This window comes from Ruegeria sp. D7 (assembly GCF_056534355.1).
The window spans coordinates 25,507-51,310 of the sequence record NZ_JBQFPG010000003.1; the positions used below are offsets into that span (position 1 = coordinate 25,507).

The window sequence follows — 25,804 nt, forward strand, 5'->3', positions numbered from 1 at the left end:
TTCAGACCGGTGACGGCTTTGGTGCTCCGTTTCGAACCCTTTTTCGCATCAAGGGTCGCCCCGCGGCCAGTAAAAACAGAACCGACACAAGCACGCCCATAACGGCGGGAAGATACAGCAAGCCCCAAAGTCTGGGATCATTGATGACGAACGGGGATACGAATCCCCGAACCCCCTCAAGCAGGACCAGAATGGTAAAGGCACCCAGGATCTGAGGCCAAAGCCCAAAGCGCGAAAAGCTACCCAGCATCAGGGTCGAATATCCGACCAATGCGACCGCAATACATATTGCAATCCACGAGAACCTCTGGTGCAGCTCATCCACCAGATGGCCGATGCTGTGATCATCTTTCACTGAGACCGCTTCGCGATCCCAGATCAACTCAACCGTCGGGATGGCTTCAAGGCTGCGATGGCCCATACTCGAATTCTGGGTCAGTTCGGAAATGTCGTAAGAGGCGTCTTCGAACAACGTGGATGACAGCGTGTTACCAGCCTGATCATACCGCAGCGCAATCCCATCCAGCATAACCAGATGAATGCCCGAAGCCTGATTGACCAGATAGGCCGTAGCACTGGAATAACTGACCGGGTTAATCCCATCGCGACGGTCCGAGACGAAGACTTCGCGCAGCGTTCCGTCCAAATCGATATCGCCGATATAGACGGTTACACCTTCTGCTGGATGCAAGAACTCGCCCTCATTCAACAGCTGTGCGGTGACATCTCCGGCAACTTCATCCTGTCTTAATTCCAGTTGATCAACCGATGCAGGTCGCAGAAAAACGCTGATGACAGCCATCATCAGTCCCGCACTGAGCCCGAACACCAAGACCGCTCGCGCAAGTCGCCACGGGCTGGAGCCTGTTGCCAGCATCACCGTCATCTCGCTTTCGCGGCTCAAACGGTTGGTTGCGTAAACAGCGGCCGCAAACACAGCCATGGGCATGACCGTCCGGATCAGCGTCGGCAAGGTCAACGCCGTGAACTCCAGGAATACCATCGCCGATTGGCCGCCGCTGATGACCCGATCAAAAAGGCTGACTGAACGCGTGATCCAGAACACCCCGACAAGCACAAGGGTGAAAAAGCCAAACAGCACCAGCAATTGCCGCAGGAAATACCCATCAAAACGCGACATGCGACCTCTTGTTTCTTGGCGATTGGCGTTGCGGCGGACTTTAGGTGATTCAACGCGCCGAGGAAACCTCGATTAAGCCTGATCAGCGGCGGGGATCACGATGCGATGATACCAAAGCCAGCGCAGAATGCGCGACGCCGTGTGTGTGGCCAAAACCTCTGACCAGCTCTTGATGATGTTCAAAGTGGTTGTCGGGGCGCCCAGCCGCTCTAGCAACGGTCCCAGCATTGCGCCCTCCAGATTTGCAACTGGCCTTGGAAGATTCGGGTGCCCTATGACAAGGCCGGGTTCGATATGCGAAGCGGTTTGCACGCCGGAAGTGATGAGCTTGGCCTGAGGTGACAGGATGAGGGGCTGATCATCACGCAACGCCTCCGTGTTTGGATCGAACGCTGGAGAATTTACCCAATCCAACGGCTTTGCGCGCTCAGCCCAGAAGTGCGAAGGATCGACAGCATGCTGCCGTGCATAGAAATCGGCTGCGAGCGCTGCATGGGTCTGCACACGCTCGAATTGCCGATCCGCATAAAAAGACAAGGCCAGATCACTATGATCGGGGGTTGTCAGAAGCGTGTTCACCACAGCTGCGGCCTGCACCGCCTGCCCCATCGCCAATTGCACCCCCTGCGACGACAACGCGTCGACCGCGAAGCTGGCCTCTCCGACCCGCAGAAGGTCGCGCGTTGGTGGTGTTGTCTCGGCCTGGCTGGTCGCATCCGCCCGCCGCACAGGCCCGATACGGCGCTGTTCCAGACAGGGCGCTAGTAGTGTCGAACGGGCCAGAAGATTCAGATAGAGATCGCGTCGATCTGCGGGTGGCAGCCCGATGCAGGCGTCGGGATCGACAAAAACCATTGCGTTGACCACTCCTCCCGGTAACAGCGCGCCCCAATACCAATGTCCTTGTCCCGCCTCGACCCGGGCTTGCGGGCCAAAGCCCGGCGGCACGTGCCAATAAGCATAAAGCGCTAACAAAGGTTGGGATGCAGGGCGAAACCTGCGGCCCAGCCCGGCTTGCCGTCCCGCTGCGTCCAGCAGGATTTGTGCCTGGATCCGAAAGGCGCCCGTGTCGGTCCGAACGGGAATCTCCCAACCAGACTGCTGGCGCACCGGGCGGTATGCGCGCGCAGATTGGATGACCTGCGCCCCTGCCGCTTGTGCTGCACGTAACAGCACCGCATCGAACTGGCCCCGGTCAACCAAAAGTCCGGAGTGATCACCGTCGACGCCGCGACGTTCGAACGCTCCGGCCCAATGCAAAAGCGATCCGCTTGCACGCAGAAAACCGGTTTGGGAAACGGTTTCGTCGACCCCCAACAGGTTCAGGATCGGCCAGATTGATGGCGGCAATGACTCGCCGACATGCTGGCGCGGGAACGTTTGCCGCTCGATCAGGCAGACACGCCGACCTAGCTGAGCCAACCTCAGCGCGGCAGAACTACCTGCCGGGCCGCCTCCGATCACGCAGATTTCGGTCTCAATCTCCATCCGTTCAGGCAGAGGCCACCTGAGCGGACACGCCAAAATAATCCGGACGTGCTTCGGACAAGCGGACATAGGCTTGAAGGCAATAGTGCAGCCAACCTCGAATGTAGTCGCAAGCGGGGCGTCCGCGATGGATGACCTCGTGATGACAGCCGCCGCCGCACAGATACCGCGCCCAGCAAGTGCCGCACGGGGACTGGGTGTGCACGTGACGGTTCGTCAACCAATTTTCTCGCCGAAGATCAGGGCCATCATAGACATCGCCCATGGCTCCGGCTTCGTCTTCAACAAAGCGATGGCAGGCGAACAGTCCACCATCAGCGGACACGCCGAAATACCCGCCCCCTGCCCCGCAGGCATAGGGCCGGTGGGTGCCTCGGTGGATCTCCTGCATCGCCGCTGCCATGTTCGAGAAAGGGTAGCGCCGCCCTTCGATTACCGCCGCCTCGAAAACTTCGCCGCAACGGATCATCTGCGATAGCATCTCGTCCAAATCACTCCGGTTCAGTTCATGCTGACCGTTGGGCGAGGCCAGCATGGGCGAGAATCCAATCGAATGAAATCCCATTCCCACAAACCGATCCAGCGTCTCTGGCAGGTTCATATTCTTCGGCGTAACCGTTACCCGAGCACCAACCTGCATACGGTGTTGAGCTGCCAGCAAAGGTTCGACCCGTTTCAGGATCGTATCAAAACTACCCCGACCGCCACGATTTGGGCGCAGCTTGTCATGGACCTCGCCCACGCCATCCAGACTGATGGTGACAGCAAATCCATGCGCTTCGAAAAACGCCGCATCCTCGGGGCGTAGCAGGGTCCCGTTGGTTGTGATCGAGAACCCGACGCTCAACCCGTTGGCATGCGCCTGATCGACGGCATATTCCGTAGTGCGTTGCACCAGATCGCGGTTGATCAGAGGTTCTCCACCCAAATAGGCAAGGTTGATCCGCACACCGGGTTCGGCTTCGGCCACCAGCCGATCAACCGAAGCCTTGGCGACTTCCCATTCCATATTCCGCGCGGGTCCGCCAAATTCTCCCCCTGCAGCATAGCAATAAGTGCAAGCCAGATTGCATTTCTGCGCCACTGCCAGCGACAGCGACCTCACGGGCATACTCTGAGGCGGCGTGTCATCGATGAAAGGTGTTCCATCCAATCCCATGGACCTGAGGAAAGCGCTCTGACTTCTCTTGTCCATCGTTGCGAATTGGTCCGCCGTCCCCTCAGGCACATCAAACACGCGCGATCCATCAACGGCCAGCATGTGATCTCCATGCCCTGTGTCAAAGAAATGCACCTGCGCGGCGGGTGGGATCACGCCTTACCCTCCGTCCAGAACGGGATGCCAATCCCCTTGGCGGCCAGCGCTTCGCCCTCGACGCGGAACAGCTTCATATCATCGCGCACCTGCTGGATGTAGGCCTGGGAGTCTTCAAATTTGCCATCCACTTCAAGCGTATAGGCGTTGGCTAACCCATCCTTGACCTTCGCGTAGAGTTCCAGCGCCGTCCTGGCCTCCTCTTCAGTGCCAACCTCAATCTGACGCAAATAGGCAGGCGTGCCCTCTCCCGTATCGTATTTGGCCAAAACGTCCTTCATTTGACTGAAGCGCAGGAAGTGCTCGTCCCCGTCGGTGTCGATCCGTACCGCCAGCGCATAAAGGCGGCGTTCCGGGAACAAATCCTCCTGCTCCAAAGTCGCCACACATTGTGCATAAGCGCGGTCGATAAAGCCTCCGGGGCGCTCGATCTCGATGAAATCCGCAAGCGCTTCGGCCGTCAGTGGCCTCAGTGCGCGCGGCTGCGTCTTACCCTTGCCCGCCGGCAAGGTTTCGGACGGGGTCAAGATGGGTTCATACCCCTCGGGCTCAAGCTCCCACAGCAGTTGGTTCGCCCAGCGCATATGGGTCATCTCGCCAATCGCGACCTCCAGCACCGAACGCCGGGCAAATATCAGATCGTCTTTCAGCGTCGGCCAGTTTTGGGTATCCGCCGTTTCGGGATCCGCCAGCGAGAAATAGGCATAAAGATATTGCAGGCTCAGCGTCATCTCCATCGCGGCCAGACGCGTCTTGAGGTCCTCGATCATCGCCTGCGGCGTGTCATAGGGCTCCACACCTGGCATTTCGGGATCAACTTCATAAACCTCGCCCGTTTCGCGGCCTTCAACGACGATAGGCAATTCGCTCCACATCTGATTTACCTGATAATGGTCAATCTGGTAGGGGCGGTTTTGTTCGACCGTATTCAGCGCCGCGACGTTACCGGACGGAGACTTGTCCGAGCGCAGCCAATCCAGATAGGTCTCGGCCTCGATCGGGTTCTTTGACTGACCCGAGGGCAGCTGATCGTCATGCGCCACCTCAGCCATCACTACGTCGGGGTGGTTCGAAGGCCAGTAGTGGCAGCCGCAGTCGCGAAAGTCATGGGACCACGGATTGCACAGGCTTTGCGTCAATTCTCCGGGATCATAGGCTTCGCTGAAGACCCCCGCCTCGGTCCGGTACTGGCGGCGGAATCCGTGCAGGACGACCTGCTCGGTATCCACGATGCCCTCATGATTGCGCCGTTCCAGAGCAATGCTGACCGGTTTGTCATCACCATGTTCCAGACTGCGGATGAACCGCCAAATCATCAGTCCGTCATAGGGTGTGCCGTCTTTCTCCTGAAAGGTGATCCGCTTGCCGCTTTGTTCGACCCAGGACAGGAACCAGCGACCTTGGCTGAGCTTTGCGCCAATGTCACCGCTGTAGGCCTCCAACAGCGTCTGCACCCACTCCTCGGGGCTGTTGTCAGGCAGCATCGGGTCGTAGAAATAGTCCACAAAAACCAGATGGAATCCCTGCGAATTCTTCGGCGCCTCGGGCACGGGGTTCAGCGGCACCCGCGCGGCGTTGAACACCAGACCGGGGAAAAAGCGGCGGTCGAGGTTGCGCACATCCATTTCCAGACCGGGAAAGCAATTCCCCACCGATCCGTCCAGTCGCGTGTTGTCGGGGTTGCCCGGTACCTTATAGGCCGCGCGGGCGGTCAGGTTGCGGGGTTTAACGCGGATTTGGCCGGGCTGATCAGACATTCTGAGCCTCCGTTTCCTGTGCAACCAGATAGTCGATGAACGAGATCACCAGATGGTACTGCCTGCGCGACAGCGACAGTGGGTAATAGTTGGAATCGCGCATATAGGGCGGCATCCGCGCGTCGTGCATCGAGTCGCGGATAATCCGAGGATCGCGAAAATCCGGGTTCGGATTTTGATCAGGGTTCGGGTCGGTTTCAAGCTCGGTCAGGATACCATATGGTGGACGCAGCAGTGTTTTAACGAAATCCGGGCGACGGCGCAGGAAATCCAGCAGGTTGGCCTCGTCAATCAACTGCTCATGCACGAACTTCGTCGCCACTGTATAGGGCAGCCGATCATTCGGCACGGAGTTCGAAAAGACTGAGATCGGTTGCGGGCGGATCAGTTCGTCGATCTTGTCCGGCGGCCTTGCATCCTCCTCCGTCATGGATTTCGCATCGGTTGACGGCAGGCCCGGCGTCGGGGAAATCCCGGTTTTCGCCTGTAATTTGGCATTGTCCTTCAAACCTTGCGCGCGGATATCGTCGAGGTTGATCAGGCTGTTAGTCTCGAAGGCGCGGCGGAAAATATCAACCACCTCATCCTTAGCTTGCGTGTAGTTTTCTTCAGTTACCGAGATTAGCGACAGATCACGATCGGCCAGATCATCCTCAAGGCTGTAGAACGGCCGCGCATCAGGTGCAAAATCGGGTGGTCCGGTCATGATCGTGGCGCGCGCGGTCAGGCGTTCGCCACGTACAGCCAGCGTCGCCTCGATCACGCCATCGCTGGTGTCATCGGCCACTCCCCAGGATTGGTCATTGCCCACACGGGCACCGTCGTAACTATCGTGCGGCTCAGGGTCGTCCGAGGTGCCGGACATCATGATCCATTTCGACCAAGGGGTGTCGGGGTTCAGGATGCGGTTCTGTTCGGGCACGATTTCGTGGATGCGACCATATTCCGATTTCAGCGGGTCGTTCTGATAGCCCGGTACGGCCAGCGTCGCCGGACCGTATGCAGCATCAGGCGGGCCATAAACCTCACCTTTCGGAGGCATAAAGCGCAGGCGCAGGATGCTGCGGTCGATGAACTCCCCTTCGACCGGTTCATCATGACCCTGCACAGGATGCATCACACGGATTGAGCCTAGCGGGATCGGGTTATGCTCATAGACCATCGGCTGTTGTTCGGACGTATACGGGCTGAAGGCCAGCAGGGGTTTCGGGGTGAAATCCTGACCCGCAATCTCGACCCGTGCACGAAACCCGCAAGCCGCGTCGCCAGTCCGGCGCTCGGCCTTGGTGTTCCCGACGGTGACCGAATAGCGCACGTTTTGCAGCGACAGGCCCTGATCGTCGAGCAGATCGAGCGTCACCGGTGTCTCATATTCCTCGCCCGTCTCGGCGTCATGCATCCGCGCCCACAGCTCAAAGAACGGGGCAACCGGGCGCAACGCGCCGCCTTCGTCGCGAAAGCGGATTGTGTCGGGATCGGGAAGATAGGCAGTGACACTGCCATCTTCAATCTCGCGAAAGGTTATGTTCGACCGGATGACCGTTTTGTTGTTGCCATGGGCATCCATGTCCTGCTGCCACTCATAGCTTTCCAGCGGTGTCTCACCCGGTCCAAGACGGGCAACCGCCATGGGTGGCAGAAAGAAAATCTCTTGGATCGTGTCCATACTGGGCCCTCCCCCGTTTGGCCTTGGCAGCCCCCGCTTTCAGGGGTTCGAATAGCTCTCGTATGTGATCGTTGGGTCGTCGAATATCGGCTTGGACGTATCTCGGATGATGTCTGGCGGAGCGTCATCCGGCACAGGCGAAATGCTCTGCTGATAATGGAAGAAATTATGCGGGTCGAATTTCTGCTTCACGAACAGCAAAGAGTTGAAATACTCGCCCCAATATTGCCAGCGATAGTTCTTCTGAGTCCGCCGCGGATAGTTCTGATAGACGCGGTCAATGAAATAGCCTTCTTCGGTCATCAGTTCCATGAATCCGTCGAGCCACGGCACCACGATCTCTTTTTCTTCTTCCGACACCCAGAACACATCGACGTAGAAGTTCAGCGACACATCACGGTGAATGAAGGCATTGCCTTGTTTGCCCAACGGCATCCGATTGATCGCCCCCCCATAGGGTTCGATGGCCACAGCGCCATAAGCGTTGGGCGTGCTGTCGAGGTAGTCTACGACGCGCTGCCATTCGGCTTCGTTGAGCTGGCGTTCAATATATCCGGCCTGCTTATCTTCACGCGCCTGATCGGGGACGACGGGGATGTCATATTTGTCGTCATACAGCCATGAGTTGATTTCTTGATAGGTGCCATAGTTCTGGTCGTCCTCCCCCATCTCGCCGCCGATTTCATCGCTCAGCAGGGGCTGAACAAACGCGTTCCCCTCTTCGGACGTGCCATCATAGAGCGCCGACACCAGCAGCACTTTTCGATCTCCCTGATAGGCCAGAAAGATATAGGCCCCGAAACGGTCATCTTCGCAGGTGCGCATGTAGTTGGCCTGCAGGTACTCCAGTGCCTTGGCGGCTTTGTCCAGCGGCCATGTGATGTGGCAACCCCAGACTTCATATAGCTGGTGCAGCTGGTAGCGGATTTCCAGCAACACACCAAAGTTGTTGCCGGTCCCGCCTCGTATGGCCCAGAAGAGGTCGGAGTTCGTATCTTTGTCCGCGATCACGATACTGCCGTCCCACAGCATGACCGTGACGCCCAGAACGTTGTCGCAGGCCATCCCAAGCCGGCGCGAGGTAAAGCCATAGCCGCCGCCCATCATGAAACCCGCCACGCAGACATCCTGACAGGCCCCGCCCGGCACGTGCAGGTGATATGAGTTCAACTCCGAATTCAGCATCTTGAACGGTGTGCCCGGACCGACATAGGCCATCGGCACCTTTGGATCGACGGTCACGTAATGCATTCGGCTGGTATCCAGCACCATCTGGTTATTGACCGAATACCCCGCCGTGCTGTGACGCCCTGACCGCGCAACAACCCAAAGGTCATGCTCGCGCGCGAAAGCAAGGCTGGCGCGTACATCCTGGATGGTCTCGCAATAGACGATGATCTCTGGGTAGTCCTGGAAAGCCGGATTCCAAACCTGCCGGTCATTGTTGTAATCCGCGTCGGTCGGCAGAGTGACCGTTCCGATCAGTTTCTTCTCAAATTCACGTATCTGATCGGGCGTGATCGAATGGTACTGCTGCAGCGCCAGATCGGTACGGCTTTGCGCCAAGACATCCTTGGCCAGAAGTGTTTTGCTGATCTTACGCATTAGGTCTCCTCATACCACAAGAGCGGGGCGCCGGACTGGTGACCCAGCGCTTAAAAGTCGAAATTCAGGTATCATCCCAACTCTGCCCGCGCCCAAGCTGGCAGCAAGTTGGCCTTCGGGTCAAGTAATCGTTTCCATCAACGCTCGTGCGTCTTTGAGGTCCGGCAGTTGGGCATCTTGATGGAAATGCGACATGACCGAATTCAACGCCTCACCAACCGGTTCGCCTCGGTGTTGCCGCCACTCCGCCAACGCGACCGCCGCACGAAGCTCGTAAAGCCGCGCGCCTTGCCTTTGCGCAGTTTCGATAGCGCGCAATAGCAGCGGTACGGGATCGCCCCCGGTCTTGGCTACAAGGGCGGCCTCAATACGCAGTTGATCGGCCTCGGCCCATTTCTCTTCGGTTTCGCTCAGAACATCTCTGGCGTGCGTCAGAGTCTGATGCGCAGCGTCGTGATGGCCGGCGTTTGTCTGAATCTCGGCAATCAGCGAAGGGAAGAAAGTCTTGTAATTTCCGGCCCCAACCGACCACCAGTCTTCCGACGCCTGACGCAGGTCCTCGATATGTTCGACTTCAGAGGTCGTGGTCGCCTTTGCCCAGCTTTCCCATAGCCGCGCAATGGTCGCCATAAAGGGTAGCGAATGCTCCTCGGCGACTTCGGACAGCGCCTTAACATCCCTTTGCAATGCAGGGATGTCGCGCGCCAGCAGGTGAACCTTGCACATGTAAACCAAGATCTGCGCCACACTATGCGCGTGCTTGAGGTTCTTGGACCATTCCAGCGCTGTATTCTGCACCTGCAGGGCATCTTGATGCCGACCCATCAGGCAATAACATGTGCCCAGAAATGCTGATGTAATCGCGGCATGATCCGTTCCATAGACATAGGCTAGCTGGCTGTGCTGATCAAAATCATAAAGCGCCCAAGCTTGCTCAAGATGGCGCTTTGCATCTGACAGGTTGCCCAGATGCAATTGCACCGCCCCCATGGCGCGATGACCGACCATGCGGTGTTCGGTCTTGCCGCTTGTCGCCGCCAGATCGAGGATCTGCGCAGCCACGCCTTTCGCCAATCGATATTCGGCACGCACAAGATGGAATGCATATAGCCCGTTGAGCACAGGAAACAGCCGCTCGGTCTCGTCAGCTCGGTGACATAGTTCGCGCAGACGCCCATAGGCCTCACCCGTCGCATCCCCCGAAATACCGCTTGTTGAGCGCAGGACACCGGCACGCAGAATCTGGATGTCGATCTCTTGCAAATCCCGTGCACGGCTCTTTGGCAGATCGGCAAGCTGATCCAGAGCTTTCGACAGATGGGTCAACGCCTCGGCCTGGGCCGAGCGTTCGATCGCTCGACGCCCCGCGCTTTGCCAGTGCATCACGGCCTCATCCGCGCGTTGGGCCAACGTGTAATGCTGTGCCAGAACCTCGGGCTGAGTCTGGGCCAGTTGCGGCTGGTTCTCTAGCAACGCACCCGCCGCGCGGTCATGCAGCGACTGCCGTTCCGTGCGCAGCAGGCTGTCATAAGCCATGTCGCGAATCAATGCGTGGCGGAAGATGAACTCATCCTCTGCCGCATCCGGGGCTTGAAGAATGATCCCGGCCGATGAGAGCTGTTCCAGTCCGGCCTGCAGAACCGTCGGAGACAGAAACGAAACAGAGGCCAGCAACGCGATCGAGAACTGCCGCCCGAACACGGCGCCGGTTTGCGCCACTTCTTTGGCCTTGCCCAAACGGTCCAAACGCTCCATCAGCGAATCCTGCAACGTGCTGGGAACTGAAAGCGATGGCAGGGGGCCGCGTACGACATACCCCTTGTCGCTCAAACGCAATTGCCCCGATTCTAAAAGGCCGCGGGTCACTTCCTGGACATAAAGCGGAATGCCATCCGTCTTGGCCGCAATAAGGTCGCAAACCTCGGGTGGTACTGGGTGCCCCCCCGCCACCTCAGCTACGATCTCAGCCACATCCCGATTGGTCAAACGCTTGAGAGGTATACGCAGGGTATTGTTGTGGTGACCCCAATCCGGATCGAAACCGGTACGTGCTGTTACGACGATCAGCACCGGTAGGTCCCGAATATGTTCGATCACCCGATCTGTAAGAGACAAGGTGGTCGGATCAACCCAATGCGCATCTTCGAACAACAGCAACACCGGTCGTTCTCGCGCTAACGTTGCAAGCTGTTCTGTCACTGCCTCCAACGTCTTCTCAAGCTTCACTTGCGGCGGCAGGTCGAGAGGCCCCAGCGTAGCATCAGCATCAACGCTCAACAAATCAGCGATCAGGCGCACATGCTCAGGCGGGTGATGGCGCAAGAGGTACGAGAGTTTTCCCAGTTTATCCTCATCGTTGTCTGTCGGCGCAAATCCTGCTGCGCGTTCCAGATGCTGAATGATCGGATAAAGTGCCGAGTTGGCATGAAAGGGCGAACACTGGAAGTTCAGGCGAAGCGCGCCTTGATCCAGCACTTCTTGGCTAAGCCCCTCAATCAGGCGTGATTTGCCGATCCCTGCCTCGCCAGTGACAAGAACCGATTGTCCAGCGCCCTGACTTGCCTCATTCCATTTGTCGGTCAGCTTGCGGAACTCTGCCTGGCGCCCAATGAGCCGACCAGAACCGGCATCAGGCATTATGTCAAATCTGCGCTCGATCCGCGCCTGCCCTGTGACGCTCCAGGCTTGTATCGGTTCCGAAAACCCTTTCAGTGCGAAAGACCCGCGATCCTGCAGTTCAAATGCATTGCCCACCAATCTGCGAGTGGACGGGCTGATGATCAGTGTATTGGGCTCGGCCAAACTCTGCAAACGTGCTGCCAGATTGGGTGTACGCCCCATGACCACGTCATGTTCCTTCAACCCTTCGCCATGGATCTCGCCCACAACGACAAGACCGGTCGAAACACCGATCCGCGCAGTCAGACGCTCCTGGCCTTCCATGCGATTCAATCCTTCAAGAATATCCAGACCCGCATGAACGGCGCGCGAGGCCGCATCTTCCACCGCGTGAGGATACCCGAAATAGATCATCGCCCCGTCACCCATGAAATCGGCGATATGTCCACCAAAGCGAGCAACCGAGGTCGAGCAAATTTCCTTGAACCGCCGAAGCAGCTCCCCCAAGTCTTCGGGGTCAAGCCGCTCGGACATGGCAGTCGAGCCAACCAGATCAACAAACATAACTGTCAGTTGCCTCCGCTCGGCGACAATCTTCCCGCTGCCTTGCACCGGGGTCGGATTGGCATCCCGCGCCTGCCCCAATGCGGCCATCAATCGGCGCCTTGGTCCAAGTGGCAGCCCAAGGTCGATCAAATCATGTTCGGAGAGGTGTGCGAGATCGGCCAATGTCACTTCGTTCGACGCGAATACCGGCGCATACTTCGACAGCCCGTGTTCTTCAAGGAATGCGTCGATCTCTGTCATTATCCCCGTTGTCCCCGATCGTCTCCGGGTTCCCCTACCCGGTCAGGCTTGCATATTGTGACACAAAAGCCGAACGACTTTAGCACATTAGCTGGACAGTCCTGATGGCTTTTCCTTCAGCCTTGATCAAGCTTTTTCTTTATTGCCGCACACGTCAAGTGAATTGCGCCACACGTATGCACCAAGCCCGCGCCTCTGTTGCAGGAATTTCGCTTGTCCGGTGGGAAATGGCAGGGGCAGCAGGGTTCGAACCCGCGACCTACGGTTTTGGAGACCGTCGCTCTACCAACTGAGCTATACCCCTAGGCTGGGCCATCAGATATGACAGAGGCGCAGCGGACTCAAGAGGCTTTTTGAGTTTTCCGAACACTTTACCGCTGACAAAAAAGTTGCGCCCGGCGCGCAGTTCTTTAAGACAAGGCTCGGCCAGCAGGAGGACCGCAGCCTTGAGCATCCGCAAGAAAATCGCAGACAGCGAAGCCGTGCTGAACTGGGTCGCGCGACGGATCGCAAGCTATATCCGGTTGGTGCATCGCAACACACGCTGGCAGCGCATCGGTTACGAAGAGCTGGATCAACTGGCCGAACAGGGCGAACCGGTCATCGTGGTGCTGTGGCACCAGAGACTGGCACAATCGCCATATTTCTTCCCTCTGGACAAGGGCCGCATCTGCTCGATCACTTCGGCAGCGCGCGCGGGTAGCATGGTGGGGCGAGTGCAGAAGCTGTTCGGGATGGATACAATTGCAATGTCCAGCCGCAAGCGCCACGTCGCTTTGTCGCGCGAAGTGCTGGGAAAGATGAAACAGGGTATCTCGATTGGCATTGCCGCCGACGGCCCTCGCGGACCCGAGCGGGTATCCTCGACCGTACCGCTGGTCTGGGCTCGCACATCAGGTAAACGAGTTTTCGGCATCACCTATTCCGCGCGGCACGGGCGCGAAGCCGGAACTTGGGATCGTCTGCTGATGCCTCGCCCCTGGCGCAACGACGGCGTATTTCTGTGCCGCGAATGGACCGATCCAGTTCCACGCAAGGCCAGCGAAGAGCAGATTGAGGCCCTTCGTCTGAGCCTTGAGCAGCATATGAACGACATCACCGCCGAGGCCGACCGGATGGTCGGGCGTGAGCCATGGGCAAAGAGCATGTGAACCCAGAACCCGGCGTGAAACGACTATTGCGCCGTTAGGCCGCATCTGCGCTGGTTTTGACCGAGGTCGCTCCTCTCGCCATGCTGTCCGACATTTCAGCAAGCTTGATATCAAATCGCTTGCGCTCTCGGCAAAAGTCGCTGATTTTGCACTCAATTTCCTGTTCGTCATCACCGAGAACAGCGGCTCTCATATCGTCCAAATCCTTGCTGTGAAGGATTTGCGTTCCATAGTTCAGAAATTCAAAACCAAACATCTTAGTCTCCCCTGATCGCCGGGACGCGCTTGATTTGCGCGTCACCCTTGCTGTTGCAATAGAGAGCTGGGAGTTCAGTCTTCGTTTGGAGTGGACGGTAGATTAAGAATGCGAGATCGACAGCTGTTTTGTTCAATGAACGCAGCTTGCCCGAGATCATTCGACGAATAATCTCAATGCGCCGAGAAGATTGGATGAGAAAAGGCCGCCCCATGTGGAGCGGCCTTCTTTAGTTCACCGATTTGTCGGGCCAAAGCCCGACTACCGTGATTACTCGATGATTTTCGAGACGACGCCGGCGCCGACGGTGCGGCCGCCTTCGCGGATCGCAAAGCGCAGGCCGTCTTCCATCGCGATCGGGGCGATCAGCTCGACGGTGAAGCCGACGTTGTCGCCGGGCATAACCATCTCGGTGCCAGCCGCCAGGGTCACGGTGCCGGTCACGTCAGTTGTACGGAAGTAGAACTGCGGACGGTAGTTCGCGAAGAACGGGGTATGACGACCGCCTTCTTCCTTGGTCAGGATGTAGGCTTCGGCTTCGAACTTGGTGTGCGGTGTAACCGAACCCGGCTTACACAGAACCTGGCCACGCTCAACGCCGTCACGGTCGATACCGCGCAGCAGGGCGCCGATGTTGTCGCCCGCTTCACCGCGATCCAGCAGCTTGCGGAACATTTCAACACCGGTACAGGTGGTTTTCTGAGTGTCACGGATGCCGACGATTTCGATCTCGTCGCCAACATTGATCACGCCACGCTCGACACGGCCGGTCACAACAGTACCACGGCCCGAGATCGAGAACACGTCTTCGACCGGCATCAGGAACGGCTTGTCAACTTCACGCTCAGGGGTGTCGATGTAGTCATCAACAGCCGCCATCAGTTCCTTGATCTTCTCTTCGCCGATTTCCGGGTTGTTGCCTTCCATCGCGGCCAGAGCCGAACCTGCGATGATCGGAATATCGTCGCCGGGGTATTCGTAGCTGGACAGCAGTTCGCGAACTTCCATCTCAACCAGTTCCAGCAGCTCTTCGTCGTCAACCTGGTCAACTTTGTTCATGAACACGACCATCTTCGGGATGCCAACCTGGCGGCCCAGCAGGATGTGCTCGCGGGTCTGCGGCATCGGGCCGTCAGCTGCGTTCACAACCAGGATCGCGCCGTCCATCTGAGCGGCACCGGTGATCATGTTCTTGACATAGTCGGCGTGGCCGGGGCAGTCGACATGCGCATAGTGGCGGTTGTCGGTCTCGTACTCCACGTGGGCGGTCGAGATGGTGATGCCACGTGCTTTTTCTTCAGGCGCGCCGTCAATCTGGTCATACGCTTTGAAGTCACCGAAATACTTGGTGATTGCTGCGGTCAGCGTGGTCTTGCCGTGGTCAACGTGGCCAATCGTGCCGATGTTGACGTGCGGCTTATTACGCTCAAACTTTTCCTTTGCCATTCCTCAGGCGCCCTTTTTGCAATTTGGGGGACCCTTGGTCCCGTGGTTACATCTGCGCGCGCGAGATATTTGGTTCAGGGGGGAAAATCAAGCACATCCTGAGGGAAATGCATCCATCACGCCGGATTTTGTGTGACAGCTTCGGTTTCAAGCGGCTGGATCAAGCTGGGGCGCTTGTCAAACCAGCCATCATCCTTGTGCTCTTCGGCCAGCCATTCCTCAACCCGGTCGGCAACCTTCAAGGCCAGACCGTTCATCTGTTCTTCTCGGGTGCGCGCATTTCCTGATCCAGTAAGTGCGCTTTCACCGGTGGTATCTTCGAGCACCTGAAACTGTTTGCCTTTAGCAAGGAACTCTTTCTTTTCGACGTCATAGACGTTTACCAGAACGATGGCGGTGCTTTTGGGGTTGTAAATCACAGGAATTCCCGGAGGTGCCAACATGTAGCCCTCGAGACTGATGCCAATGTCGTATTCCTGTGAACCTTCATACCGGCCAAGCCTGATGTCCACTGCATTCTGGATCGCTTTGGTCCATTCATCCGGCGTAGCATCCCGCGAAACCGGTCCTTGAACGGCCTTTTCCGCAAAGGCATAATTCACGCGTAGCTTGAATTCACCCAGCGACTCGGGGTCTTCATAAACCTGCGTTTGGGTGCATGCGCCCATCAGGGCCAACCCGGTGATCAGTGTCAGAATGCGCAGCATGTCTCTCGTCTCGATAGGCCTGTTTTCTGTGGATGTAGCGCACCGATACGGGTTGTGCCAAGCCGTATCGGCAGATTTTCACCAAGCGGACAGCATATCAAGAGAACTTGTAATCCCTCGGAAAGCCATAAGGTGCTTTTTTCCCGACACCTGCACGCTTGGCCAGCCATTGGGACATATCCGCCTCGTGCCGGGTTTTGTCGCCGCCCATGGACCATTTCAGGCCCTCTTCCCAGTTAAAGGTGGTGATGTCGGATAACCCACCATCCAGTTCCAGTGTGCCCTGCCGTCCACGCGCCATGTTGTACTTCTGCAAGCGGACACCCTTACCACGGGTCATCTCGGGCAGCTCCTCTGTCGGGAAGACTAGGAATTTCCCGTTCTGCGAGACAACAGCAACATGATCGCCCTCAACCGGCTTACAGATCATCGCCGTCTCGTCTCCTTTGACGTTCAGCACCTGTTTGCCATTCCGGGTCTGCGCCAGAACGTCATCTTCCGGCACCATAAAGCCGTTGCCCGCATCTGAGGCCACGAGCAGCTTGCGCCCCGGTTTGTGGATCAGGATGTCGATAATCTGCGCCTCGTTCGGCAGGTCGACCATCAGACGTAGCGGTTCGCCCATGCCGCGCCCGCCGGGCAGGTTAGCGGCGCTGACGGTATAGAATCGGCCATTTGACGCAAAGACCAGCAGGCGGTCCGTAGTTTCCGCGTGGAAAATGAAACGTGGGCCGTCACCATCTTTGAACTTCAACTCGCGCTTCAGATCGATATGGCCGGTCATTGCCCTGATCCAGCCCATCTGAGAGCAGACGACCGTGATCGGTTCCTTGTCGATCATCGCCTCAAGCGGCACTTCCTCGACCTGACCTGCCTCGGCAAATTGTGTCCGGCGCGTGCCGCCTTCATAGTCTTTGCCAAAGGTCTTCTTGGTCTCTTTGAGTTGCTCGGCGATCTTGGCCCATTGCAGGGCGGGGTCGGCCAGCAGGTCTTCGAGGTTGGCGCGTTCCAGCATCAGTTCGTCACGTTCGCGTACCAGTTCCATCTCTTCCAGACGGCGCAAGCTGCGCAGGCGCATGTTGAGGATCGCATCGACCTGCACCTCGGACAGTTCGCCCTCACCCGGCTTCGGCGAGACGTAATCGGACTCATCGGTTGCGCGGACGTGATCGATGCCCCAATCTTCGCGCATCAGAGCGGCCTTGGGGTCGTCGTCGTAGCGGATGATATCGATCACCCGGTCGAGGTTCAGGAAGGCGACGATAAAGCCCTCCAATACCTCAAGGCGGTGGTCGATCTTGGCCATGCGGTGACGCGACCGCCTGATCAGCACCTGTTGCCGGTGGTCAAGGAACGCGCGCAGCACTTCCTTCATCGAACAGACCTTAGGCGTCACCCCGTCGATCAGCACGTTCATGTTCAGACTGAAACGTACCTCAAGATCCGAGTTGCGATAGAGCATGCCCATCAGCACCTCGGGGTCCACATTCTTGGAACGCGGCTCAAGGATCAGACGGATGTCATCGGCAGATTCGTCACGAACATCGGCAAGGATCGGGATTTTCTTGGTCTGGATCAGTTCCGCGATCTTTTCGATCAGCTTGGATTTCTGAACCTGATAGGGAATCTCGGTGACGATGATCTGCCACTGGCCACGCCCCAGATCTTCAACCTCGTATTTACAGCGCAGCCGGAAGGATCCACGCCCGGTGCGGTAGGCCTGCGCGATATTTTCGGGCGGCTCGACAATGACGCCGCCGGTCGGAAAATCCGGGCCGGGAACGTAATTCAATAGCGTGTCGTCACGCGCATCCGGCGTCTTGATCAGATGCAGACAAGCGTCGCACAGCTCGGAAATATTATGCGGCGGGATATTCGTCGCCATGCCCACCGCGATACCGCTGGCGCCATTGGCCAGTAGATTCGGGAACTGTGCGGGCAACACGACCGGTTCGGTCAGTGTGCCGTCATAGTTGTCGCGGAAATCGACAGCGTCTTCGTTCAACCCTTCCAACAGGGCTTCGGCCACGATGGTCATCCGCGCCTCGGTGTATCGAGAGGCCGCCGGATTATCGCCGTCGATATTGCCAAAATTCCCCTGCCCGTCGACCAGTGGATATCGGACGTTGAAGTCCTGTGCCAGTCGCGCCATTGCGTCGTAAATCGCCGCGTCGCCATGAGGGTGATAGTTACCCATCACGTCGCCAGAGATTTTCGCTGACTTACGGAAACCGCCCGTCGCACTGAGTCGCAACTCGCGCATCGCGTAGAGGATTCGCCGGTGAACCGGCTTCAATCCATCGCGCGCATCTGGCAAAGCGCGGTGCATGATGGTGGAAAGCGCGTAGGTCAGGTAGCGCTCGCCAATTGCGCGGCGCAGCGGCTCGGCTACCTCGCCCCCATTGTCAGGGGTCTCCATATTGGGGTCGTCGATCGTATCGTTCATACATGATGTGATACGACGCAAGCGCGCGCGGGTAAAGCAATCGGCGCATATTTTGCTGGGGACAAGTCGGGCTTTTTGCAACAGGGGGAGGCAAGTATCGGATTTCCCCCGCTTTTCGACTCGAAGCTGAATCTATGGTAGGCTTTCGAACATTAAGACTGCTGCCTTTTATTGATGTTACGATTGCCAGGGGGTGCGCCATGAAGCGTGTTATTGTTATCACTTTCGCCATGCTCGGCTGGAGCTTCTATGTGATGAGCGGGGGCCCGGATTTCGAACCGCGCGGCACCCGCACCGAGCAACCGGTTCGCGTTGCCTCTGTGCCAGAACATGAGCCTGCATCCGACCACGCACCTCAGGCTAAAGACGACCACGCACCTCGGGCTGAAGACCTTGTGACCAACGTTGCCGCGCGCATTGTACAGGCGCGCGCTCAGCCCGAGCCACAAGTAGAGGAGGATGCCGCAGTCGTCCTGTCACAAGTCACCAACGATCCGCTGTCTCAGTTCTCTGCATTTGACGAGAACGGCGTCAGCTTTACTCTGGCTTCGCTTGAAGACGGAGCCGCCGGACTGTTGCAGGTCGAGGCCGAGGTGCAGGATGACATCACACCTGTGAATCAAGTCATCGAGCCCGAGAAAGATATCCGCGAAATCTCGGGCACGCGGGTCAATATGCGCGATGGGCCCGGAACGATTTACCCCATCATCGCCAAAGCCAAACTTGGCCAGCGCGTTGAGGTTCTCAGCGATTCCGGCACCGGCTGGCTGCGTTTGCGGTTATACCCTGATCAGCGGGTGGGTTGGATTTCTGCCTCACTGGTTCGGAAACCAACAAACTGACGCAACTGTGTCATTGTCCTGACCTAAAGCTCGCCATAGCTATGGGCGAAATACACAGGCGGGGGCAATATGCAGAAATCGATTCTGATCACAGGCTGCTCATCCGGGATCGGTCTGGACGCGGCGCACGGGATGCGCGCGCGAGGTTGGCGCGTTTTTGCCTCATGCCGTCAACAGCGTGACTGTGATCGGCTACGGGCACAGGGTTTCGACAGCCCGCTGATCGACTATACCGATTCCGATAGCATTACCTCAGGCCTGCAGCAGGTTTTGGACGCGACCGGTGGCACGCTGGATGCGTTGTTCAACAATGGCGCTCACGGCCTTCCCGGCGCGGTTGAAGATGTCCCAATCGAAGGGCTTCGCCTAATTTTCGAGACCAACGTATTTGGCTGGCACGAACTAACCCGGCAAGTGATTCCCGTGATGCGGGCTCAGGGCCATGGGCGCATCGTGCAGAACTCATCAGTGTTGGGACTGGTCGCATTCCCCTGGCGCGGGGCATACGTCGCTACCAAATACGCCATCGAAGGCCTGACCGATACCTTGCGCCTAGAGCTACGAGACACCGACATCAAGGTCATCCTGATCGAACCAGGCCCGGTCACCTCGAAGATCCGTGTGAACGCGATCCCTGTCTTCGAACGCTTTATTGACTGGAAAAGCTCGGCCCTGCGACAGAGATACGAGGATACGCTGCTGAAACGCCTCTACGAATCCTCCGGACCTGACAAGTTCGAACTGCCTGCCTCGGCTGTTACCGCCAAATTGGCGCATGCGGTTGAATCCAAGCGCCCACGTCCGCGATACTATGTGACGACGCCCACCTATATCGCCGGATATCTGCGCCGTATTCTGCCCACCCGGGCCATTGATCGCATCCTCTCGGACATATGAGGCGAAATTACCTGTTCGCTTTTGCCGCTATCAACGCTAGATGACGGCTCAACAACTGAACAAACACGGACGGTGAGCTATGGACCTGACGATGGTCATACTGCTTCTGGCCATGGCGGCGGTCGTCGTCGTGCTGGTGATGGGCATTGCCAATTTTGGAAAACCCGGCAAAGAAGCCGCGCTGAAAAGCAACAAGCTGATGCGCCTGCGGATCCTGTTTCAGTTCATTGCGGTGCTGCTGATCGTACTTTACGTCTATCTGCGTGGGCAGGGAGGGTAAGGCATGGTCGTTCTCAACAAGATTTACACGCGCACCGGCGATGATGGGAAAACCGCTCTGGGCAATGGTGAGCGCGTTGCCAAATATTCCGGGCGTGTCGCGGCCTATGGCACTGTGGATGAGCTGAATTCCTTTGTCGGCGTGGCACGGACCGAAGCAGTCGGAGAAGTCGAAGCCGCCTTGTCCCGTATCCAGAATGACCTGTTTGATCTGGGTGCCGATTTCTGCCGCCCCGACATGGATAAGGATGCCGAGGCCGACTACCCGCCCCTGCGTATCGTTTCCGCTCAGATCGACCGGCTTGAAGCCGAGATCGACGCGATGAATGAAGCGCTCCAGCCCTTGCGCAGTTTCATTCTACCCGGTGGCTCACGTTTGGCCGCGCATATGCATGTGTGCAGAACAGTTTCGCGCCGGGCCGAGCGGTTGGCGGTTGAGCTGACAAACATGGAACCGGTCAATGAGGTGGCTGTCAAATACCTCAACCGCCTGAGCGATTGGTTCTTTGTCGCCGCGCGCTGTGCCAACAACGGCGGGCACGATGATGTGCTCTGGATTCCCGGCGCAAACCGGTGATCGCGCCTGCCGTCGGGAAACTAAATTTCGTTTCTGGTCCAAAAAATGACAAAACGCGACGTCTCGAAACCATGACGTGACGATTTTGCTCTGTCGCAGAACATCACGACCCGCTATCTAAGCCAGCGAGAGCATTGGTGGAGTCGCTGCGCGGCTTGCCGTTTTTGTAAGGAGCATACGCAAAAATGAAGGTACTCGTGCCTGTCAAGCGCGTGATTGACTACAACGTGAAAGTTCGTGTGAAAGCGGATGGCAGCGGCGTTGATCTCGCCAATGTAAAAATGTCGATGAACCCGTTCGACGAAATTGCCGTGGAAGAGGCGATCCGCCTGAAAGAGGCGGGCAAGGCCGATGAGGTTGTTGCCGTTTCGATCGGTGTGAAACAGTCGCAGGAAACCCTGCGGACCGCACTGGCCATGGGCGCCGACCGTGCCATTCTGGTTGTCGCGGCGGATGACGTGCATCAGGACATCGAACCGCTTGCCGTTGCCAAGATCCTCGCCAAAGTTGTCGAAGAAGAGCAGCCGGGCATCGTTCTGGCGGGCAAGCAGGCGATCGACAATGACATGAACGCCACCGGTCAGATGCTGTCAGCCCTGCTGGGCTGGAGCCAAGGCACTTTCGCGTCCGAACTGGACATCGAAGGCGACACTGCCAAGATCACCCGTGAGGTTGACGGCGGTCTGCAGACCATCTCCGTCAAAATGCCAACCATCGTGACCGTCGACCTGCGCCTGAACGAGCCGCGCTATGCGTCGCTGCCGAACATCATGAAAGCGAAGAAAAAGCCGCTGGATGAGAAAACCGCCACCGACTATGGCGTCGACGTCACTCCGCGTCTGGAAGTCGTCAAGACCGAAGAGCCGCCGGCACGTGCTGCTGGTATCATCGTGGGCTCGGTTGATGAGCTGGTCGAGAAACTCAAAGAAGCGGGGGCTGTATAATGGCTGTTCTTCTTCTCGCAGAGGTTAACAATGGTGAGCTGTCGGTTGACGCCACCGCCAAGACCGTAGCGGCTGTCAAATCGCTGGGCGACATCACCGTTCTGGCCGCAGGTGGTTCTGCCGCTGCTGCTGGTGAGGCCGCTGCCAAGATCGATGGCGTATCCAAGGTTCTGGTGGCCGAAGACGCCTCGCTGGGTCATCGCCTGGCGGAATCGACCGCAGCCCTGATCGTGGGGCTGGCCGATGGGTACGAGCATATCGTTGCCCCTGCCACCACCGACGCCAAGAACGTGATGCCGCGCGTTGCAGCCCTGCTGGACGTGATGGTGATCTCGGACGCGTCCGGCGTGGTCGATGCCACCACTTTCGAGCGTCCGATCTATGCGGGTAACGCGATCCAGACCGTGAAATCGAACGACGCCAAGAAAGTCGTGACCATCCGGACCGCCAGCTTCGATGCGGCGGGCGAAGGTGGTTCGGCGGCGGTCGAGACCATCTCGGTCGGCGAAAACCCCGGCCTGTCGTCGTGGGTCGAGGACAAGGTTGCTGAAAGCGACCGTCCTGAACTGACTTCGGCTGGTGTTGTTGTTTCGGGTGGCCGTGGTGTTGGCTCGGAAGACGACTTCAAACTGATCGAAGGCCTGGCCGATAAGCTGGGAGCCGCCGTTGGTGCCTCACGCGCCGCAGTTGACTCGGGCTACGCCCCGAACGACTGGCAGGTGGGTCAGACCGGTAAAGTTGTTGCCCCTGACCTGTATGTTGCAGTCGGCATCTCGGGTGCGATCCAGCACCTGGCGGGCATGAAGGACTCCAAGGTCATCGTTGCGATCAACAAGGACGAAGAAGCGCCGATCTTCCAGGTCGCAGACTTCGGTCTGGTCGCAGACCTGTTCCAGGCCGTGCCGGAACTCACCGAAAAACTCGGCTGATTTCAGACAAAGATTTCTCGACGAAAAATCTTAGAAGGCCCGCCACTGGCGGGCCTTTGCTGTTTATACGCCCAGGTCGTTGATCACTTGGGCAAGTGAGCCAGCGATATTGCGATGTGTGGCTGGGCCGATCATATGCTCGGCAATCGGTTGTTGCAGGGTGCCAAACAACATGTCTTCAAGCTCATCGGATACGCCGGACACCTGAACCTGCAAGGACAAAATATCCGTACAATGGGGTCTCAAAGGCTCAATCATCTCGGGGTTGATTGCAAAGCCGTCACCCGGTGTCGAATCCAAATCGCTTCTCTCCACTTGCAGATGCAAAAGCAGGACGGGCGGGCCTACTTCTGCAAGAAACTTGCCGAGCTTTTCGATCCAGACATTGCGCAACTCTTGTTCCACAAGTTCAATACGGGCATCCGAGCGTGCCGACAGGCGGGTCAGCAAGTGCTGTACAAAATGGACATCCGTAAAATCTTCTTCGGGATACAGCGCAACCAGATCGGCATTTGGCGCAACGAAACGGTCATTGCGTCGTGGGTGCACCCGGTAGAATCGGTTCGATAGCCCCAGCATGCCGGGTAACTGCAGGACGCAGATATCAGATCGGTTTGCGATCTCCAGTAGCCCTTTGTCCTGCGTCAACGCTTCGACACCGCAGAACAGGCTGCCAAGGTTGAGGCATCGACGATCCAGACGACGTTCCAACTCATTGGGAAAGGGGGTTTCCACGAATCGGCCAAAAGTCTCTTCGCCCCCCAAACATGCCACATAGGGGTTGTTCAACGCCCTTTGAGGGCCCCTGAAACGTAGTTTCGAATTTTCATATTCGCACGTCGTTTCCGCGGAATGGACCGCATTGATCGATTGATAGCTCATCACACTCACCCAAATATTCACCCAACCGCCATTTTGCCGCCGCAAGTCTTGAGAAAGTCCTAATGCGCGCATTTGAAGCGAAATTGACTGTCCCCGTCCCCTTGCCGCCCATAGGGAACTGCCGATAATGTCGCCGTATTCTGCGAACAAGGGCATCGAACAAATGGACGTAAAATCAGTCGGAGTGATCGGCGCTGGACAGATGGGTAACGGGATTGCTCATGTTATGGCGTTGGCAGAGTATGATGTTCTACTGAACGATGTCAGCCAGGACGCGCTAAACAGCGCGATGGCAACCATTGAAACCAACCTGGCGCGTCAAGCGTCGCGCGGCAAAATCTCGGATGATGCAGTGAAATCCGCGTTGGGTCGGATCACAACGACGCTGAATCTGCCGGATTTGGGGCAGACCGATCTTGTAATCGAAGCCGCGACCGAGCGGGAAACGGTGAAACAGGCAATCTTTGAAGACCTGTTGCCGCACCTACAGCCACATACGATCCTGACATCGAACACTTCGTCGATCTCAATTACCCGGCTGGCCAGCCGCACCGACCGGCCCGAACGTTTCATGGGATTCCACTTCATGAACCCGGTCCCTGTGATGCAGCTCGTCGAGTTGATCCGGGGCATCGCCACCGATGAAGCAACCTTTAACTCCTGTAAAGCCGTAGTGGACCGGCTTGGCAAAACCTCAGCCAGCGCCGAAGATTTTCCGGCCTTTATCGTGAATCGCATTCTGATGCCCATGATCAATGAGGCGGTTTACACATTGTATGAAGGTGTCGGGAATGTGCAGTCCATTGACCAATCGATGAGACTGGGCGCAAACCACCCTATGGGCCCATTGGAACTGGCGGACTTCATCGGCTTGGATACCTGTCTGGCGATCATGAACGTGTTACATGACGGACTGGCAGACACCAAGTATCGTCCCTGCCCGCTGTTGACGAAATATGTCGAAGCCGGATGGCTGGGACGCAAAACCGAACGCGGGTTTTATGATTATCGAGGCGAGGTTCCGGTACCCACACGGTAGAATCTGAGAGGGCCAGCCCTCTCTTGTGCCTATGGCTCAATTCACTCCCGAGATATTTTTGGCCAGATGAAGGGGCGGATCAGGATTTGAGCGTCTTGCCCAGCGCCATGGTGTGATCACGGAGCCATGCCATGAAACCGCGGGGGTCGCGTTCCAGCAGGTCCATGTCTTTATCCGAAATCGGGTCACCGATCACCGGCGACTGGGGCCTGTTGCAGGATCGGACGATTTCGTGCAGCAGTAGGCCCTGGCGCAGGATGGGCGATATCCGGTTGGCAATTTGATACCAGCGCGAGTTGCTGCCAGGGAAGAAGATCGGCACGACCTTGGCACCCGACCTACGGATCATCTTCGCGGTGAAGACATTCCACTCCCGCTCGATGGCTGGTCCGAACCAATCATCCGAAGACATCACAACACCTGACGGGAATAACGCGACAACGCCCCCATCTGCCAGATGTTTCATCGTCTTGCTGCGCATCTCGAGCATCTTGGCCTGCGCTTCAGGATCATGCGGGAACGGCACCGGGATCATGAATGAGGTCGCAGCTTCATCCAACCCGGTCAGGACTGAGCGGGTCAGGATGCGATAGTCACTGCGGACCCGGCCGATGAGTTCAGCGAAGATCATGCCATCAACCATGCCGTGCGGATGGTTCGCGACGACCACTACGGGGCCTTCTTTTGGGATGCGGGCGATCTGTTCGGCTGGGGTTGTCAGCTCGATACCCATGGTCTTGAGCGCACCGCCCCAGAACTTCTGACCTCGATAGCGTTCGTTCTGCTTCTCGAACTTGTTGACCATGCGCAAGATGGTCAGCTTGCCTGTGCACCATTCGATGGCGCGAATGGCCGTAGACGTCCAGGCATCGTCAAACGAGTTGGCGTAGGTCAGGGTTCTGCGGTCGTAGATTTCACCCTGATCGGTGTCGTGATCCACTACAGGACCTGTCTTGGTATCGTGCGTGGTTTCCGCCAATTGCCTTGTCTTTCCGTCCTTGGTGTCGTGGC

21 protein-coding genes and 1 tRNA gene are annotated in these 25,804 nt (G+C 57.6%); 8 read left to right on the forward strand and 14 right to left on the reverse strand.

Annotated elements, in window-relative coordinates; genetic code table 11:
* Position 1: 1 nt before the first annotated feature.
* The 8 genes from lptF to ACRZ9U_RS05095 form a co-directional block, all read right to left on the reverse strand.
* Positions 2-1,141: an LPS export ABC transporter permease LptF gene (gene lptF, locus ACRZ9U_RS05060; protein WP_170402212.1), complete on the reverse strand. Its 1,140-nt coding sequence runs from the start codon at positions 1,139-1,141 to the stop codon at positions 2-4.
* 72 nt (positions 1,142-1,213) lie between these two features.
* Complete coding sequence (gene qhpG / locus ACRZ9U_RS05065; RefSeq protein WP_170402215.1) at positions 1,214-2,629, reverse strand: flavin-dependent monooxygenase QhpG; 1,416 nt, start codon at positions 2,627-2,629, stop codon at positions 1,214-1,216.
* A gap of 4 nt (positions 2,630-2,633) precedes the next feature.
* Entirely contained in the window at positions 2,634-3,944 is a 1,311-nt protein-coding gene (locus tag ACRZ9U_RS05070; protein ID WP_170402218.1) for a radical SAM/SPASM domain-containing protein, read from the reverse strand.
* A complete protein-coding gene (locus ACRZ9U_RS05075; RefSeq protein ID WP_480901347.1) occupies positions 3,941-5,701 on the reverse strand; it encodes a ferritin-like domain-containing protein in 1,761 nt (586 codons plus the stop codon). Before ACRZ9U_RS05075 ends, ACRZ9U_RS05070 begins: the two co-directional genes overlap by 4 nt.
* Positions 5,694-7,367: a hypothetical protein gene (locus ACRZ9U_RS05080; protein ID WP_480901349.1), complete on the reverse strand. Its 1,674-nt coding sequence runs from the start codon at positions 7,365-7,367 to the stop codon at positions 5,694-5,696. Before ACRZ9U_RS05080 ends, ACRZ9U_RS05075 begins: the two co-directional genes overlap by 8 nt.
* 39 nt (positions 7,368-7,406) lie before the next feature.
* Complete coding sequence (locus ACRZ9U_RS05085) at positions 7,407-8,972, reverse strand: FAD-binding oxidoreductase (protein ID WP_170402229.1); 1,566 nt, start codon at positions 8,970-8,972, stop codon at positions 7,407-7,409.
* A gap of 120 nt (positions 8,973-9,092) precedes the next feature.
* Entirely contained in the window at positions 9,093-12,398 is a 3,306-nt protein-coding gene (locus tag ACRZ9U_RS05090; protein ID WP_480901351.1) for an adenylate/guanylate cyclase domain-containing protein, read from the reverse strand.
* Between the two features lie 228 nt (positions 12,399-12,626).
* Positions 12,627-12,702: transfer RNA gene (locus ACRZ9U_RS05095), tRNA-Trp, on the reverse strand.
* 142 nt (positions 12,703-12,844) lie between these two features.
* Here ACRZ9U_RS05095 and ACRZ9U_RS05100 point away from each other — a divergent pair.
* On the forward strand, positions 12,845-13,549 hold the full coding sequence (locus tag ACRZ9U_RS05100) for a DUF374 domain-containing protein (RefSeq protein ID WP_170402235.1): 705 nt from the start codon (positions 12,845-12,847) through the stop codon (positions 13,547-13,549).
* Between the two features lie 34 nt (positions 13,550-13,583).
* On the opposite strand, the gene ACRZ9U_RS05105 is transcribed toward ACRZ9U_RS05100, so the two are convergent.
* The 4 genes from ACRZ9U_RS05105 to parC all read right to left on the reverse strand — a co-directional run bounded on the left by ACRZ9U_RS05105 (position 13,584) and on the right by parC (position 18,404).
* Positions 13,584-13,805 carry a hypothetical protein gene (locus ACRZ9U_RS05105; RefSeq protein WP_170402241.1) on the reverse strand — a complete coding sequence of 74 codons (222 nt, stop codon included), beginning with the start codon at positions 13,803-13,805 and terminating at the stop codon, positions 13,584-13,586.
* Positions 13,806-14,075: 270 nt separating this feature from the next.
* Positions 14,076-15,251, reverse strand: coding sequence for an elongation factor Tu (gene tuf, locus ACRZ9U_RS05110; RefSeq protein ID WP_010441214.1), 1,176 nt, complete (start codon positions 15,249-15,251; stop codon positions 14,076-14,078).
* 116 nt (positions 15,252-15,367) lie between these two features.
* Positions 15,368-15,958 carry a hypothetical protein gene (locus tag ACRZ9U_RS05115; RefSeq protein WP_170392584.1) on the reverse strand — a complete coding sequence of 197 codons (591 nt, stop codon included), beginning with the start codon at positions 15,956-15,958 and terminating at the stop codon, positions 15,368-15,370.
* Between the two features lie 97 nt (positions 15,959-16,055).
* The gene (gene parC / locus ACRZ9U_RS05120; RefSeq protein ID WP_170402244.1) at positions 16,056-18,404 is read right to left on the reverse strand and encodes a DNA topoisomerase IV subunit A; all 2,349 of its coding nucleotides are present in this window, start codon (positions 18,402-18,404) and stop codon (positions 16,056-16,058) included.
* A 200-nt stretch (positions 18,405-18,604) separates the two neighbouring features.
* Here parC and ACRZ9U_RS05125 point away from each other — a divergent pair, with 200 nt between their 5' ends.
* From ACRZ9U_RS05125 to ACRZ9U_RS05150, 6 genes are all read left to right on the forward strand, one after another.
* Positions 18,605-19,246, forward strand: a complete 642-nt coding sequence (locus tag ACRZ9U_RS05125) for an SH3 domain-containing protein (RefSeq protein ID WP_480761355.1) — start codon at positions 18,605-18,607, stop codon at positions 19,244-19,246.
* A gap of 69 nt (positions 19,247-19,315) precedes the next feature.
* The gene (locus ACRZ9U_RS05130; RefSeq protein WP_170392586.1) at positions 19,316-20,143 is read left to right on the forward strand and encodes an SDR family NAD(P)-dependent oxidoreductase; all 828 of its coding nucleotides are present in this window, start codon (positions 19,316-19,318) and stop codon (positions 20,141-20,143) included.
* A gap of 79 nt (positions 20,144-20,222) precedes the next feature.
* Positions 20,223-20,423 carry a twin transmembrane helix small protein gene (locus ACRZ9U_RS05135; protein ID WP_170392587.1) on the forward strand — a complete coding sequence of 67 codons (201 nt, stop codon included), beginning with the start codon at positions 20,223-20,225 and terminating at the stop codon, positions 20,421-20,423.
* Positions 20,424-20,426: 3 nt separating this feature from the next.
* Positions 20,427-20,999: a cob(I)yrinic acid a,c-diamide adenosyltransferase gene (locus ACRZ9U_RS05140; protein ID WP_170402247.1), complete on the forward strand. Its 573-nt coding sequence runs from the start codon at positions 20,427-20,429 to the stop codon at positions 20,997-20,999.
* 185 nt (positions 21,000-21,184) lie between these two features.
* Complete coding sequence (locus ACRZ9U_RS05145; RefSeq protein ID WP_170402250.1) at positions 21,185-21,943, forward strand: electron transfer flavoprotein subunit beta/FixA family protein; 759 nt, start codon at positions 21,185-21,187, stop codon at positions 21,941-21,943.
* Entirely contained in the window at positions 21,943-22,872 is a 930-nt protein-coding gene (locus ACRZ9U_RS05150) for an electron transfer flavoprotein subunit alpha/FixB family protein (RefSeq protein WP_170402252.1), read from the forward strand. The genes ACRZ9U_RS05145 and ACRZ9U_RS05150 overlap by 1 nt, the downstream gene beginning before the upstream one ends.
* A gap of 63 nt (positions 22,873-22,935) precedes the next feature.
* Here the strand turns inward: ACRZ9U_RS05150 and ACRZ9U_RS05155 are convergent, their stop codons facing one another.
* On the reverse strand, positions 22,936-23,754 hold the full coding sequence (locus ACRZ9U_RS05155; RefSeq protein ID WP_480761359.1) for a DUF6473 family protein: 819 nt from the start codon (positions 23,752-23,754) through the stop codon (positions 22,936-22,938).
* Positions 23,755-23,917: 163 nt separating this feature from the next.
* On the opposite strand from ACRZ9U_RS05155, the gene ACRZ9U_RS05160 reads away from it, so the two are divergent.
* Positions 23,918-24,793 carry a 3-hydroxybutyryl-CoA dehydrogenase gene (locus tag ACRZ9U_RS05160; protein ID WP_170402258.1) on the forward strand — a complete coding sequence of 292 codons (876 nt, stop codon included), beginning with the start codon at positions 23,918-23,920 and terminating at the stop codon, positions 24,791-24,793.
* A 79-nt stretch (positions 24,794-24,872) separates the two neighbouring features.
* Here ACRZ9U_RS05160 and ACRZ9U_RS05165 read toward each other — a convergent pair whose 3' ends face one another.
* Positions 24,873-25,772 (reverse strand): lysophospholipid acyltransferase family protein, encoded by a 900-nt coding sequence (locus ACRZ9U_RS05165; protein WP_170392592.1) that lies wholly within the window; start codon positions 25,770-25,772, stop codon positions 24,873-24,875.
* Positions 25,773-25,804: the final 32 nt, after the last annotated feature.